Here is a 13,774-nt window from a genome sequence, read left to right as displayed (position 1 = left end):
CTCATTTCGTTATCGGATTTGGAGCTAACCTTCCTCTTTCAGTTTCACCAGTGCTTGCTCTGCCAATAAAGCAAAATATTTGGCAGCCGGCAACAATGCAGTTTCATCTACATCGAAACGCGGATGATGCAGCGCGTAAGCGGGACCCGTTCCGATATTCACAAAAGCACCGGGTATCTTCTGTAAATACAATGAGAAATCTTCACCTCCCATTTGCGGTGCGATATCATGCACTTCATAACCTGACTGTTTGGCGATCTCTTTGGTAAAATCAGCCCAATATCCGTCGTTTATCGTTGCCGGCGGGCCTGGATACCAATGCAGGCTGGCCTCCGCCCCGGCTGCCGCGGCAATTCCTTCTATAATTCGGGTCATTTTTTCCGGAATAATACGGCGAATCTCTTCATTATAAGTTCGAACCGTACCTTCCAATTCCACCATCTCCGGCAGCACATTCCAGGTGAACCCTCCATTGATTCGGGTAACACTCAGTACAACCGGCTCTCCTGCCTTATTCTGGCGGCTTACAATCGTTTGAAGAGCGGTAATAATTTGAGCCGCTGTTACAATGGCATCCACACCATTTTCCGGAGTGGCGGCATGGGCGCCGATGCCTTTCACCGTAATTTCAAACCGGTCAACTCCGGCTGTTAAAGCACCGGTTCTCGTTCCAAACGATCCTGCAGGCATTTCTGGTGAGTTATGAAGACCAAATATGGCAGCCACATCTTCTAGCCCACCCGAGGCCAAGACGCTTTCAGCCCCGTGTCCGGTTTCTTCTGCCGGCTGAAACAGTACTCTAACCCTTCCGGGCAGCTCATCTTCGCGGGCTTTGAGCAAGTATGCAGCACCTAAAATGACAGCCGTGTGAAAATCATGACCACATGCGTGCATTTTCCCTGGAACCTCTGACGCAAAAGGCAATCCGGTCTGCTCTTCAATCGGGAGTGCATCTATATCACAGCGAATGGCTGCGATTGGCCCTGCCCCTTGTCCGATTTCCGCGATAAGTCCCGTTTGTAAAGGGAGGTCCAACATGCGAATATTGGCATCTGTCAGCCATTTACGCAGTTTCTCTGTTGTTTTAAACTCTTCATAAGATAATTCCGGCTCCTGATGAAGGTTTCTTCGAACGTCAATTAACTGACTGCCTAAAGCTTGTTCAATCTCACCCAGTTTAAAAGACATGTACTTCCTCCCTTTTATTTCGTTATTATTTTCATTTCAGAAGCAGAAAACAAGTCGGTCAGAGCTTGATCGAAATCGCTGATAATATCATCCGCATCCTCTAACCCGACCGAAACGCGAATTAATCCATCCGTGATTCCAAATTTCACTCTCTCTTCCTTTGGAATAGAAGCATGAGTCATTGATGCCGGATGCTGAACTAATGTTTCCGGATCTCCCAAGCTGAAAGAAATCATCGCTAATTTTAGTGAGTTTATTAATTTCTTCCCTTCAACTAAGCCTCCCTTTACTTCGAAAGAAACAATGCCTCCCATTCCTTTCATTTGTTCTTTGGCCAGCTCATGTTGAGGATGAGACTTTAAGCCCGGATAAAAGACTTTAGCGATGAAAGGATGGGCCTCAAGGTATTCGGCGATTTTCTGGGCGTTGCTGCAATGTCTTTCCACCCGCAAAGCCATGGTCTTCATGCCTCTTAAAATTAAGAATGCGTCCCATGCATTTAAATTTTGCCCCAAATCGCCCATCAGTTTCTTTCTCATAAACTGGATGATGTCCTTTTTTCCTACAATAAATCCAGCCAGTACATCTCCATGGCCATTAATATATTTAGTAGCACTGTGCACCACAACATCGGCCCCAAGCTCCAAAGGCTTCTGTAAGCAAGGGCTCATAAATGTGTTATCGACAATGACGGGCAGCTGATAGGATTTGCATGCCTCTGTAATTTTTCTAATATCAAGGATTGTCAAATTGGGATTAGAAGGAGTTTCAATATATACTGCTTTTGTATTTGGCTTAATTGCCTTAATCATTGAATCTATATCCGTACAATCGACAAAATCAAATTGTATGCCAAATCGGGGCGCCAAAGAAGTCAGGAAGCTATAGGTGCCTCCATATACATCCTTAGTCACAAGGACATGATCGCCATGCTTCAAGAAGCCGAGCAGAGCAATGGAGATTGCCGCCATTCCACTGGAAACGCCTAACGCATCTTCTCCACCCTCTAATGCAGCTATCTTTTTTTCCAATGTACGGGATGTGGGATTTCCATATCTGCCGTAATAAACGCCTTCTTCTTCGCCGGCTACAACAGCCGCCGCTGTTTCTGCATCAGGGAACGCATAAGCGACTGCAGGTATGATGCTTTGAGAGATGGCCCCCGTTTGAGGGTCCGGAAACTGGTTTTCATGAATAATCTTCGTGTCCATACTCCATTTTGTTTTCATATAAAACTCAATCCTCTCTGTTTGCTTGAATTCCCTTTATTCTCTCCAATGCAGCGGATAGACTGCTTAATATATGATCCTGCATCGCTTTTTCAGCGCCGTCTTCATTTCTGTCGGCTATCATTTGTAAGATAAGGTTATGTTCTTCATCTGCCTGCTTGTTCCAATCACCATGCAGCGAAACAAACCGGCAATAGCGAAGCGCGTGATCTCTTAGATGATTCAAGATTTTCACAAATGTTTTAAGATCGCTCATTTCAGATAAATAATCATGGAATTCAAAGCCATATGAAACAAAATCCTGACTCTCGCCTGACTGAAAGGACTGTTTAATATTCCCAATCATGGCCGTTAAATTTTGGATATCTTTATCCGTGGCATTTTTGGCCGCATTCTTGGCAATATAACCTTCCAGCATGCTGCGAATAAGAAATATTTCTTTAACCTCATCCATTGTCACTGGGGCCACTTTCAATCTTCCATTTGGCTGCCGAACGAGAAATTCCTCATTCTCCAACCTTTGTATAGCCTCTCTTAAAGGAGTCCGGCTAACTCCGAGCAAAGCTGCCAAATTTTCTTCATGTACATTTTGGTCAGGCTTTAACTCACTATCAATAATTTTTTGTTTTAATGCAAAATAAGTATTATCCTTGGATAACCTGCGCGTTCGCATAACAGAACTGTTCATATTTCCATCTCCTAGTCAAAAATCTGCTAGTTCCGGCTCCAAAAGTATAACTGTATAATTGTATACAATTAATTAATTAGTCTACCCCGGTCCATTTTCTTTCAGCTTGCGACTAAAATCGAAACCTTACATCTGTCTAGCTCATCTCGTAGAAGTTAGCCTTATAATACATACAGAAAACGAAATTGTCTACAATTTTATGTTATTTTTAATCACATTTTAATAAGAAAAGCTCGAAAAAACTCGAAAAAAGTAGGTGGTTGTTGTAAACATCACCTATCCACGTTATATATGATAACATATAATTATCATAGCAACTTTAATATATATATGATGAATTGGGTAGCTGAAAGACCCCAAATGGTTGTTGGTACCTTTCATTATGTATATTAAACCATAACTATTGGAATAGTCAATTTTATTGCCGAAATGAAGAGGCCTCCCAGGGTATCCTGGGAGGCCTCGAAAATATACATATGGGGTCAAACGGTGTTTCCTGTTACAGAAACTCTTGATGCATAAGGGCTTATGGCCCTTGTTACATCATGCCGCCCATACCGCTAACAACTGCAACATCTTTAACCATAAATACGAAAAGCGCGGTTTATAATGGTTTTTCTAATTAATAGTTGTAACATCTTTAACGCCAATGAACGGTTAAATCCGCATTGGCGTTAAATGTTTGTTGAATTTAACGAAGCTACGCTGTACGTGATTCAATCCATTTTTGGAGGTCTGATCGGCTAACTCGTACAATTCTTTCGCCGGCTCGCACACAGGGAATCCCACCATCTGATCGTTCCTTATGTACTAATCGATATATGGCCTTCTCAGACATAGAAGTAATTTCGGATACTTGTTTAAGATTCAACATTATTGGATATTCTTCAAGCTTCACAGTTCCACCCCGTTGATTGTTTATTTGTCAATAAAAATTTATGCTACAAAATACCTCTAACCAATTACAAAAAGATGTGATACAGTAAAGATGAAATTTTAACTATGAATCTTTTCTTAGGGGCGTGTCCTGGCAGACGCGCCCCTAATCCGTATTTGATCAACTTTTTTTCATGTGTCTCTCCATTAGACTACACGTACATGCTATTTTTATTTTGATATGTTATAATTCGCTCGATATCACCTTCTTGATTTATTTATTGTAAAAGGAGGATCTATGGCACTTCGCTTAGGGGAGTGCCTGTTACGAAGGATTCGAGAGAACAGAGGATTGACCCAAGTTGGATTGTCAGAAGCGCTATATGATAAGTTCGGCATTTCGATATCCGACTCCATACTTTCGAAATATGAAAGGGGTAAAAAATACCCTAACCCTCTTGTGAGTAGAGCGATATGTTTAACTCTCGGTTGCAACGAATCCGATCTCTATGAGTTTTTGGAGTAGTAACAGGCGGAGTAGATATGCTACTCCCCGACAGCATTCGCCGAATAAAGCGTTCCAGTTAAAAATGTCAATATTTTTTTGTCCTCTGAATTAATTATATTTAATCCCAAATAAAGGAGTAAGTAAACAAACTTACGTCTAGACATAATAATTTGATTTGTTTTCATTTTTCGACAACATATTACATCTATCATGTGGTAAAATACCGGACATAAAAAAAGAGCCGTTCTTAGCGGCTCTTTTTTTATGCTCAAGCAAAACAAATGGAACTTCCGATAATTCCGATTCGTTTTGAAATCTCATTGAATCGAATGCTTGTTAGAGTGCATGATTTCGAATGCTTTGTGGGAAACTCTTCGAAATAGGCAATATGCCGGTCAGAATCCATAGCCTTTATTCTATCAATATTGACTACATTTGTCTTATCAGCACAAACAAACCTATATCCGGTTGCCGATATTGCCTTTTTCCAGTACATTAGCGTCCCCATAATGTAATACTCTTCATCAACCGTGTGGACGACAACTCTATTCTTTGCCTTTAAATAAACCATGTGAGTGATAAGGTGGAGAGGCAATTGGACAAGACCTCCTCCACCTTCAACGTCTCTCGTAACCGACAAAACATTCATCTTGCACATCTCCATTATTTCATAAGTTCTTCCGGAACGTCTGGGCTGTTTACAAAGAGGACGCTGTTTGTGCCTACGATGAAAGTGGCTGCAAGCGCGAGCGATGACGCCAGCATATAGACTACACGTGCATATTTTTTCATTACCATTTCACCCCCTTTCGAGCAATAATCAAACTAAGTGACTGGACAAAGAAACAAACCGCAATCGCGGAAGCGCCGGTGAAAATATTAACAATGACAAGCAGCACAGCTACAACTTTCATTTTCGGCCAGTGCCGCTTCGGTATGCGAGTCTGGCGCTCAATTCCAATCGGCGCAAGCCATATGATGAGTAGCAGGCTAATCGCATTAATGATTTGTGTCATGGCAATTTCTAAATCAACATAAGAAAGAATTGTGAACAGAGCGGAAGTGAAGATTACGCAAGCAGTTCCAGATTTAAGATGGGCGCCTCCTGTTAATTGCCTCAAGGCAGCGAATGATACAAGAATCATCAGCACTTCATTAGTTCTGCCAGTGGTTAAAGATACCAGCAGAGAGAGGATGATTATGAAAAACGCATTCAGCACAACTGACAGAGAAAATTTTAATACAGCTTCCGAAGCAGGATGATCCGGGACGATTCTTTTGATAGCACTTGCTATTTTACCGGCCAAAGCGTCAATCATATATCCTTCTCCCTTTCGATGGCATACTTCAGGAAGAATAGTAACGAAATAACAAAGAGAACGATCACATTCCATATCTGGTTAAGGTATAGAACAAACGTAATCATTATCATAAATATAAGTATCAATGTGACTAGCAATAATTTCTCATTTTTAACTCGAAACTTCTCGAAATCAAAGGAGAACCCGTGTCCGTATCGATACATGAACCACGACAACGGAATGACAATGATAGCGGTACTGATCTGAAGAACATAGCCATTCGTCTTTGAAGCACCGACTCCGCTTATTGAACCGAATAAAGTAACTGCAATAAGCGCCTGGATCAACCCAAATCCGAGAAATCCAACTGCCGCTATAATTATTGATCCAAGCAGCGACTCCTTGACTATCGCCGCAAAAAGCAGCGTGACAAATAGGATGTTGATCGTAGGGGCCAAGTAGGATAATGAAAATTCATTGCGCAAAATATAACTCTGCAAATTCATTAAAGTAATAATGATCAGTATCGGCCATACATACTCCGATGTCTTATAGCGGAACATCGCCATACAAAGCGCACACCAGGCGAACGCCTCTAAATTAGAAAATACCATAAACCATACCGGTTCCCACGACACTTCACAACACCGCCTGACATAATTTTCTTCTCGATCATAATTATAAATCTAAAGTCCTAAGTCCGTATACTACTAGATTTAAGATATCCACAGCCTATCAGACGGTATTGTGGAGTGTGTTAAATTCAGTTTCCGCAGGTATCCCTCCGGCCATCATCAGGCGTTATTTGATTTCCACCTTTTTCAAAGCAGCCTTGGCCTCTTTCAGAAGCAGCTCTTCTTCGGCAGCCTGTTCCATATCTCCTATTTGAGAATGTTGTTTGATTCGTTTCTCCAAGTCCTTTATACGGAGAAGCAAGCCTGTTTCGATAGCGTGTAATTCTCCTGAAGTGAACTTCACTTTCGGTTGTCACTCCTTTGATTAGAGGGGCCGTAGCCCCGTGTTATCCACCCCAACCCTTTTGTAGGTTATAACGCTCCTTAAATTGTTTTTTCACCTCAGATGCTCCACCCTCTTTCTCGATTTCGTCCCAAGTTAGGGTGACATCTTCAATTACCTTTTGTTCCAATTCGGCGAATCCGTCTGCCTGTATCACATCAACCATAGCCCTTACAATGTATCTATTTCTGTGTCTCAGTCCATCTACCTCAACATCTAAAGTATTTCTGATAAAATGTTCCATCCCTTATCCCTCCCGCGTATGCCCTCCGGCTTATTTATTCCGCTTCGCCCGAATCAATCCGAAAACACTCAGCGCTAAGGCTGCTAGAATAACGATCCATGTTACTGTGTCCATACAATCAGCCTCCCGTTTATTTTGTCTTACGTTTATGTTAAGATTGGGTGGAGAGGGGAAGCACCCCCTCCCCGAGGAACCTATTTACGTTTGCGAGGCCCGCGACGTTTTCTGGTTCCTTTTTTCTTGTCCTTGAGCAGCAAGAATGCGGTGATAAGCTGGATAATTGCTGTAAGGAGTGTTACCCAATCTTTCAAGGCTCGTTCACCTCCTTTCTGTCTTTATTATATACTCGTACATGTATATAGTCAAGCTTTTTATACTTGTACATGTATAAATTTTAGAGTAAACTTATGGTCAGGAGGGATAGACATGGCAAACCCTAGAGGCCCGGCGGCGAGCAGGGCGAAGATGAAATACAATGAAAAGACTTACGAGCGAATCCCACTTGATGTGAAGATTGGTACCAAAGCCTTATATAAGAAGGCGGCCGAGGATGCCGGCATGAGTTTAAACGGCTATATCCAGAAGGCCGTTGAAGAAAAAATGGAGCGAGACAAACAGCAACCCCCGTCGAACGAATGACGGGGGTTTTGCACAAATATGAGCTATATCCTAAATTTTCACAAGTGAAACCCCGATAATAAGATCAACGTAATAATTTCACAGTCTTATTTACCTATATCTGCTAAACTATTTTTTGTTAATATTATCAAAACATTGGGGGAGTATGTAAGATGAAGAAGCCGATTTATAAGAGATGGTGGTTTTGGGTATTGGCTGTAATTGTAGTAATCGCTATTGCCGGAGGAAACGGTAGTGAAGACAAACAGGCCGCCAGTGAGCCGGCAGCAACTACTCAAACTACGGCTGCAAAGTCCGCAGCGCCGGAAGTGACCAAGGCAAGCTCGGCCCCGAAAGCCGCACCAGCAACTTCTGAGCCAACCACAGCCCCGGCGGCCGTAGTGGAAAAGAGTGTCCCTAGGGAATATACTGCAGCATTAGAAAAAGCGGAAATGTATGCAGAGAATATGTATATGTCCAAGAAAGGCATCTACGATCAGTTGACCTCGGAGTATGGAGAAAATTTTCCGAAAGAAGCTGCTAAGTATGCGATTGCTAACATTGTATTTGATTGGAAAGAAAATGCATTGAAAAAAGCACAAACATACGCAGAATCTATGAGTATGTCAAATTCGGCTATTTACGATCAATTGATTTCAGAATACGGGGAGAAATTCACCAAGGAAGAAGCGAAATACGCGATAGATCATTTAAAATAATGTAAAAATACACATGAAAGCCCCCGCCAGCCATTCACGGCTAGCAGGGGCTTTCATATTAATTGGATAGCGCGATAATCTCATTCATATCAATCCAATCCCAATCATCTTCGCTCCAGCGCAGTTTGATTCGCTTCAGTTGCCGATCCACCTGCATGACAATACCTTTAGCCTTCCGGTCCACAAATGGGTCCCATAGCGTAAGAGTGACTGGTGCATGGTCCTCCATTGAATGGTACAGAGATAGGTCGATTATATCCCACTCCTTCTGGTCTAATATCGGCTTTTCCCTTGGTCTACTCTCCTGCTTCATTGTCCATGTCCTCCCTTATGTACTGCCCTTCTTAAGCAATCCTCCCGCTTCTGCAATGTATCGTGTCAGCCGAAGGCTTATTTCCGCCTTCATTACATCTCGGGTCATGCCGAACCGTTCTTCGTATCCCCGGCAGATAAAACGGTGGTAGATGACAAAGTCGGATTGCTCCTCAGACAATACTTTTATGTTTCGCTGTCTAAGCTCCCGGCGTAATTGATACAGGTCTTGTGTAATACGCCCCATTACATATTCTCCGGCCATAAGGTACAACCGGTTAAGGATATTGTGAGAGTGCTTCAAATCATCCAGACTTTTCTGAACCATCGTTACCATGTGCGGAAGCAGAAGGTAGTCGCGGAGCATTGTACGCTCCTCGGCCGTAATAATCTTTGCAGGTGTGGGATTGTGCTGCTGGACATACCCCTCGGCATGCTCCGTCAAGATTAGTTTTGATTTCCATCGCTCATTATCTTCGAGTTTGCTCATGCTGTCCTCCTTAACCAGCTGCCTGACTGATCGGCCGCCAAGCTAACACATTGGCCGCCAAGAACACACGCGGTGCGCCGGTCGTCAGGCACGTCGCCCGAATGCGGCCGTCTTTGATGACCTTGACCTCTATCCGACGCTGCGTGATTTTACTGGCCTTGTCGATATACACAATTTCCACAGTTTGGCCTGCTCGCATGTGCATAATATCCGCCTCCGAATAAGAACATTTGTTTGTATTATATGCGAACATTAGTTCTTTATGCAATGTTAAATAATCCCGCTGGGCGCTTAGCCGAATGATACTATCCCAAGACTTACCTCCCTTACTCCTTATTACGGCACGTTATAATGAAGGAGAGGTGATCCTATGTTTATATCCCCAATGCTGCTCGATACGGCTCCTGGGCCGTTCTCTGACAACAATTATATATTTGAGCCAAAGGTAGACGGCCATCGGTTGATTTACTCACAACAATCCGGGGAGGTCCGGCTCTACACGCGCCACAATAACGACTGCACTAGACAGTATCCAGAGCTGCAGCTACCATTTGACGGCGACATTATCCTGGACGGCGAGGTCGCCTGCGTCGATCCGGAAACGGGCATTTCGGATTTCGAGGCCGTCATGAGCCGGTTCCAAGCCCGGCGCTCCGATAAGATTCAACGGCTTACAGCAAGCCTACCGGCCTATTACGCCATCTTTGATATCCTGCAATATAAGGGGATGGACTTGCGCGGACTGCCGCTGCTGCGCCGCAAGGAGATACTATCGGGGTTGTCGCTACCGTCAGGCAGCTTTGGAGTTGTCCCGTACGTCGAAGGATCTGGAGAAGCTCTTTTTGAGCAGATCGTGGCGCGTAATATGGAGGGTGTTGTCGGTAAACGCAAGAATAGACTATATGAGACCGGACGGAGGTCGGCGGCGTGGCAAAAGGTCATTAACTGGTCTTATGCTGAGGTCTATATTACAGGGTATCGTAAAGAGGAGTTTGGCTGGCTCGCCTCTATCCCGGGGCCGCCCGGTAAGCTGCGTCCAGCTGGGATTATCGAGTTAGGGGCAACACCAACGCACAAGCGAGCTTTTTACGGCGTCGCAGGGCAGCTGGTGACTGGAGAGGATAAGGAGTTTGTACACTTGGAGCCCCGGCTTCGAGCTCGGGTGAGAATGAGGAACTGGACCAAATCCGGGATGCTTAGAAGCCCGGTTTTTACCGAATTCATAATGTAAGACCGAACAGAACCCCATTGGGCCGATGCTCAACGGGGTTCAAACTTAAATATAATAATCCATTTCCAAATCTGAAGGTTTGCGCTTTTCCATTCTTAAACGCTCCTTTTCAATCATTTCGTCAAACATTTTATTAGTTTCTGTATCGTCATCCATGCAGATAAATCTCCTTATATCCTCAGGAATTCGTCCTTGGTAACGATAATTAGCAAGATCCAATCTTAACTCTCTAATTGACTTTTCAATATACTCTTTTGTACTTTTAAAATTTTGAGGCCTTATTACTAAATTGTCGAGTATCGCATCTAGCGATTGTAAAATTCGATATCCACTTAGTATACATGAAGGAGCGACTAAGTAAATTATTTCTCTATCTGCTTGATAACTAAATCTAAGCCCGTCAGTCGTATGAATTTTTCCAGCCATTGTCTCAAGGTTGCCATGGGCACCATAGTAATTTGCCATATCATATGTAACTAACAAAGGCCGCAGATATTTGAATTTTTCATTTGTATAAGCTGTAGGGATTCGAAATTGACCAGAAAACCGCCTCATTGCTTGGGGGTCTGATCGTTGTTTCATCCAATCTTCAGCCCTTTTATCTGAACCTTTAATCTTTGCAGCATAACAAGTGAACTCAACAGCTCTTCTAAGCTCACTGAATCCAGTATCGATGTGACCTGAAACCGTCATGTTAAAAGCGTTTATCCACGAGGAATGAGCCCCAAAAACTAACGTTGCAGTTACTCCGGTCGATATTGATTCATTTATATATTCACTGTCATTCGTTAATGAATACATTCCTTGATGAACTGCTTCAGCGGCTTGACTTTCTAAAGGAAAATCTTTCATAAATGAATTGAAGTTTTCGGAAATAAGCGAAGCAAATCGGTCAAGGCTCTCAAAAATCCTCATACTCTATACCCTCTCTTTTAAAAGAAATACCCCCGTCAGCGAAGCCAACAGGGGTATTTGCCGATTCTTTCGGACTGCACGCTCGGTGCTTCCGATCCGTGTATAGGTAGTATAATTCATATGGGACAATCTGTAAATGCTATTTATCCGTATCGCTATATCCCTTGCCTGCTTCTGGATTACTGACGATTCCGAGCACAACCAGAATGCCCAGGATCGCATTCACAGCTGCCGTTACCTCATCATACTTATCTGGAGCCAGTTCCATCCCGAAGATCGCGCTAATGGTCTGTACTGCCAACAGTACGGCTGCTGTCAAAGACACCCACAAGCCATAATTTCTCCATTTACTTTGCATGATTATTTGTCCCCTTTCTGCCTTGCGGCCAAGCCGAGACGGTGCAAAATAGTGATCAGTCGTGCCTCTGTGTATGTTGCCTTGTCCGGCGTGTCGAGTACCGGCTTGCCATTAAGGGCAGACGGCGTATTTGCAAAAGCCTGCAACGCTGCCTCTGCCCACTTTGGCGGCGTGGTATCGGTCAACTCCAGCAATGCTTCTCCGAGCTCCTTGATCTCTGCTGCCTGTTTCAGGGTTTCTTCTTTGAGCGTGTCTTTGCTGCTGGTCAATTCCTCAATTAGCTTTGCCTGTTCCTTCACTGTTGCTTTCAGGTCTTCGAAATCCTTCTTCTCTACTTCCGTCATTTCGTATGCCTCCTCTTGTAATTTCGCGATTTTTGCAAACGCGGCATTGACCGCAACAGCCGAAGGGCGTTCTCCTGCGTGCAGCTGCGCGGTAGACAAGCCGAACACCATTTCTAAGTGCGGATAGTCTTTAAATTTCTTCCAGTCACCGCCCCAGGCAAAGCCCAGGGCCTTCGCCTCCTGAACGACTTCCATCCAATCGGTTGTTTTATCCCCATCGTCATCACGCTGCATATCCCAGGAGATAGTGCGACCATCCAGCAGCAGCAAGGCAAAATCCACGGCCAGACCGAAGTTATGGTTGCTGTATCCGCCGCGGGCGTTGGTGACGATTTCGCCCGGCGCCGTCCGGCCCTTCGCATAGAGTCCATCCTGCTCCGCGTATGTCCGCAATCCCTGCGTAATAACGATCATCACGCCTCGGTTGTAGCAGCGCTCGATCAGCGCGGTGACTCCAGCCAAGACTACCGGCTGCAGACCGACCAGCTTTGGCGCGGACTTAGCTTTCACTTGATCTAAAGTTAAGGTCACTACCGTTTCCTCCTATGCTGTTTTATCGTTATCCGGATGGCCAGGCTTTGCCGGATTGTTTCGGGCCTTGTCCTGATTAAGCTGCAGTAGATAATCCTTGAGCTTATCCGGCAGTGGCACGCCAAGGACCCCGAAATTTTCAACAACCGACAGCGCCTCTCTTCCGGCATAGAAAAAGATGGCTGCCGCCCTAAAGACCGGAGCTCCAGTCTGCACCCAGGCGTCCACTAACGCCGACAGCCCGACAACAAAAAGGACGACCGCTTTCCGCACGCCGCCCCAGAACATGATGTCCGATGATACCGTATGAGTCTTAAACGCTCCTGCTACGCCGCTGACATAGTCCGCAAACATGAGGACCACAAGCAGTTCGAGCGGCTTATCCCAGCCTCCCAGCCATCCGGTTGCCATAGCCAGTACGCCAGCCATTGCACTTGTGCCGCCGGCGGCGATCTCCCGGCTCCCGGAACCGACAGCTGCGGTGTAAATGGTTGTTGTAATTTGCCTTATTTGATTAAACATGCTGACCCTCCCAACATAAATAGCCCCCGGGGATCCGAGGGCAAAATAAAAACGCCTATGCGGCGCTCTCTTCTGTAATATCAGCCGCTTGAGCGGACGTTATCTTGTTGGCTGTCACAAAAATCTGTACCTGTGCAGGCGTATAGTACCCGGCGTCATAATAGCGTTTGATGGTCACATACCAATTCACAGTATCCCTCCTTCCGCCAGAGTCAACAGCAGGGCTGCGGCGTCTGCGTCCGCCTGATCCTGCCGAGCTTGTACCTGGGCCAGCTCCAGCAGCAAAGCGGCGTTATCTGCCCGTAGTTGCTCAACCTCGGTCGGCGGTTCCGGCGGCTTGTTCGCCTCTGCCTCCAGGTACGCTTCCCAAGCGGCCTGCAGCTCCTCTTCGGTCGGCTGTGGGGCTTCCAGGTTCCAGATGGCAATATAGGGTCCACGGTCTACAATGTCGTAGTCTTCGCCTTCGGTCAGCCGGTTAAAATCGACTACGTACCGATAATGGATGCCCTCAACCGGCTCTTCGCCATCTTCTGGCTTCTTGATCTCGTATCGGACGCGGCCTTTGTCCTCAGCGCCGGGGTGCAATACTGGCGCAGGGCCGACGTTCCATACCTCAAAATCCCCGAGCGGGTCGGCGTCCGGGTACAAGTGTAATATGGCTTGTGCAATGTTCATGTTTTCCC

The 13,774-nt window shown here is 45.1% G+C and carries 23 protein-coding genes; 4 read left to right on the top strand and 19 right to left on the bottom strand.

The window, feature by feature from the left end; genetic code table 11:
- Positions 1 to 24: 24 nt before the first annotated feature.
- The 4 genes from EH198_RS09335 to EH198_RS25480 all read right to left on the bottom strand — a co-directional run bounded on the left by EH198_RS09335 (position 25) and on the right by EH198_RS25480 (position 3,979).
- The gene (locus EH198_RS09335) at positions 25 to 1,188 is read right to left on the bottom strand and encodes an amidohydrolase (RefSeq protein ID WP_124695281.1); all 1,164 of its coding nucleotides are present in this window, start codon (positions 1,186 to 1,188) and stop codon (positions 25 to 27) included.
- 14 nt (positions 1,189 to 1,202) lie between these two features.
- Positions 1,203 to 2,417 carry a trans-sulfuration enzyme family protein gene (locus EH198_RS09330; RefSeq protein WP_124695280.1) on the bottom strand — a complete coding sequence of 405 codons (1,215 nt, stop codon included), beginning with the start codon at positions 2,415 to 2,417 and terminating at the stop codon, positions 1,203 to 1,205.
- A 7-nt stretch (positions 2,418 to 2,424) separates the two neighbouring features.
- Positions 2,425 to 3,105: a GntR family transcriptional regulator gene (locus tag EH198_RS09325; RefSeq protein ID WP_246014165.1), complete on the bottom strand. Its 681-nt coding sequence runs from the start codon at positions 3,103 to 3,105 to the stop codon at positions 2,425 to 2,427.
- A 700-nt stretch (positions 3,106 to 3,805) separates the two neighbouring features.
- Positions 3,806 to 3,979 (bottom strand): helix-turn-helix transcriptional regulator, encoded by a 174-nt coding sequence (locus EH198_RS25480; protein WP_379311136.1) that lies wholly within the window; start codon positions 3,977 to 3,979, stop codon positions 3,806 to 3,808.
- A 300-nt stretch (positions 3,980 to 4,279) separates the two neighbouring features.
- On the opposite strand from EH198_RS25480, the gene EH198_RS25475 reads away from it, so the two are divergent.
- Positions 4,280 to 4,507, top strand: a complete 228-nt coding sequence (locus tag EH198_RS25475) for a helix-turn-helix domain-containing protein (protein ID WP_124695278.1) — start codon at positions 4,280 to 4,282, stop codon at positions 4,505 to 4,507.
- Positions 4,508 to 4,757: 250 nt separating this feature from the next.
- Here the strand turns inward: EH198_RS25475 and EH198_RS09310 are convergent, their stop codons facing one another.
- From EH198_RS09310 to EH198_RS09300, 6 genes are all read right to left on the bottom strand, one after another.
- A complete protein-coding gene (locus EH198_RS09310) occupies positions 4,758 to 5,138 on the bottom strand; it encodes a LytTR family transcriptional regulator DNA-binding domain-containing protein (protein WP_185702825.1) in 381 nt (126 codons plus the stop codon).
- 14 nt (positions 5,139 to 5,152) lie between these two features.
- Positions 5,153 to 5,281: a hypothetical protein gene (locus EH198_RS25325; RefSeq protein WP_281278000.1), complete on the bottom strand. Its 129-nt coding sequence runs from the start codon at positions 5,279 to 5,281 to the stop codon at positions 5,153 to 5,155.
- The gene (locus tag EH198_RS09305; protein ID WP_185702824.1) at positions 5,281 to 5,808 is read right to left on the bottom strand and encodes an accessory gene regulator ArgB-like protein; all 528 of its coding nucleotides are present in this window, start codon (positions 5,806 to 5,808) and stop codon (positions 5,281 to 5,283) included. Before EH198_RS09305 ends, EH198_RS25325 begins: the two co-directional genes overlap by 1 nt.
- Positions 5,805 to 6,428 carry a hypothetical protein gene (locus EH198_RS24590; RefSeq protein ID WP_185702823.1) on the bottom strand — a complete coding sequence of 208 codons (624 nt, stop codon included), beginning with the start codon at positions 6,426 to 6,428 and terminating at the stop codon, positions 5,805 to 5,807. Before EH198_RS24590 ends, EH198_RS09305 begins: the two co-directional genes overlap by 4 nt.
- Before the next feature lie 163 nt (positions 6,429 to 6,591).
- Positions 6,592 to 6,768 carry a hypothetical protein gene (locus EH198_RS24585; protein ID WP_185702822.1) on the bottom strand — a complete coding sequence of 59 codons (177 nt, stop codon included), beginning with the start codon at positions 6,766 to 6,768 and terminating at the stop codon, positions 6,592 to 6,594.
- 43 nt (positions 6,769 to 6,811) lie between these two features.
- On the bottom strand, positions 6,812 to 7,051 hold the full coding sequence (locus EH198_RS09300) for a hypothetical protein (protein ID WP_124695275.1): 240 nt from the start codon (positions 7,049 to 7,051) through the stop codon (positions 6,812 to 6,814).
- A 426-nt stretch (positions 7,052 to 7,477) separates the two neighbouring features.
- Between EH198_RS09300 and EH198_RS09295 the strand changes: the two genes are divergently transcribed.
- Positions 7,478 to 7,690, top strand: a complete 213-nt coding sequence (locus EH198_RS09295) for an antitoxin (protein ID WP_124695274.1) — start codon at positions 7,478 to 7,480, stop codon at positions 7,688 to 7,690.
- Positions 7,691 to 7,842: 152 nt separating this feature from the next.
- Positions 7,843 to 8,388, top strand: coding sequence for an Ltp family lipoprotein (locus EH198_RS09290; protein ID WP_124695273.1), 546 nt, complete (start codon positions 7,843 to 7,845; stop codon positions 8,386 to 8,388).
- Positions 8,389 to 8,446: 58 nt separating this feature from the next.
- Here the strand turns inward: EH198_RS09290 and EH198_RS09285 are convergent, their stop codons facing one another.
- From EH198_RS09285 to EH198_RS09275, 3 genes are read right to left on the bottom strand one after another with little or no spacing between them, the layout of a single operon-like run.
- Positions 8,447 to 8,701, bottom strand: a complete 255-nt coding sequence (locus EH198_RS09285) for a YolD-like family protein (protein WP_124695272.1) — start codon at positions 8,699 to 8,701, stop codon at positions 8,447 to 8,449.
- 15 nt (positions 8,702 to 8,716) lie between these two features.
- Positions 8,717 to 9,190 carry a YhjD family protein gene (locus EH198_RS09280; protein ID WP_124695271.1) on the bottom strand — a complete coding sequence of 158 codons (474 nt, stop codon included), beginning with the start codon at positions 9,188 to 9,190 and terminating at the stop codon, positions 8,717 to 8,719.
- Between the two features lie 10 nt (positions 9,191 to 9,200).
- Positions 9,201 to 9,371, bottom strand: coding sequence for a hypothetical protein (locus EH198_RS09275; RefSeq protein WP_425464153.1), 171 nt, complete (start codon positions 9,369 to 9,371; stop codon positions 9,201 to 9,203).
- Between the two features lie 189 nt (positions 9,372 to 9,560).
- Here EH198_RS09275 and EH198_RS09270 point away from each other — a divergent pair, with 189 nt between their 5' ends.
- Positions 9,561 to 10,421, top strand: coding sequence for an ATP-dependent DNA ligase (locus EH198_RS09270; protein WP_124695269.1), 861 nt, complete (start codon positions 9,561 to 9,563; stop codon positions 10,419 to 10,421).
- A 45-nt stretch (positions 10,422 to 10,466) separates the two neighbouring features.
- Here EH198_RS09270 and EH198_RS09265 read toward each other — a convergent pair whose 3' ends face one another.
- The 6 genes from EH198_RS09265 to EH198_RS09240 all read right to left on the bottom strand — a co-directional run bounded on the left by EH198_RS09265 (position 10,467) and on the right by EH198_RS09240 (position 13,766).
- Positions 10,467 to 11,336, bottom strand: a complete 870-nt coding sequence (locus EH198_RS09265; RefSeq protein WP_124695268.1) for a hypothetical protein — start codon at positions 11,334 to 11,336, stop codon at positions 10,467 to 10,469.
- Positions 11,337 to 11,475: 139 nt separating this feature from the next.
- Positions 11,476 to 11,694 (bottom strand): phage holin, encoded by a 219-nt coding sequence (locus tag EH198_RS09260; protein WP_124695267.1) that lies wholly within the window; start codon positions 11,692 to 11,694, stop codon positions 11,476 to 11,478.
- Positions 11,695 to 11,696: 2 nt separating this feature from the next.
- Positions 11,697 to 12,569 (bottom strand): M15 family metallopeptidase, encoded by an 873-nt coding sequence (locus EH198_RS09255; RefSeq protein WP_124695266.1) that lies wholly within the window; start codon positions 12,567 to 12,569, stop codon positions 11,697 to 11,699.
- Positions 12,570 to 12,581: 12 nt separating this feature from the next.
- Complete coding sequence (locus tag EH198_RS09250; protein WP_124695265.1) at positions 12,582 to 13,091, bottom strand: phage holin family protein; 510 nt, start codon at positions 13,089 to 13,091, stop codon at positions 12,582 to 12,584.
- Positions 13,092 to 13,146: 55 nt separating this feature from the next.
- Positions 13,147 to 13,281, bottom strand: coding sequence for an XkdX family protein (locus EH198_RS09245; protein WP_124695264.1), 135 nt, complete (start codon positions 13,279 to 13,281; stop codon positions 13,147 to 13,149).
- Positions 13,278 to 13,766, bottom strand: coding sequence for an XkdW family protein (locus EH198_RS09240; RefSeq protein WP_124695263.1), 489 nt, complete (start codon positions 13,764 to 13,766; stop codon positions 13,278 to 13,280). The genes EH198_RS09245 and EH198_RS09240 overlap by 4 nt, the downstream gene beginning before the upstream one ends.
- Between the last annotated feature and the right edge of the window lie 8 nt (positions 13,767 to 13,774).

The organism is Paenibacillus rhizophilus, assembly GCF_003854965.1.
Classification (GTDB): Bacteria; Bacillota; Bacilli; order Paenibacillales; family Paenibacillaceae; genus Paenibacillus_AQ; species Paenibacillus_AQ rhizophilus.
Note: the sequence above shows the minus strand (reverse complement) of the source record. Positions and strands in the feature narration are given on the sequence as shown.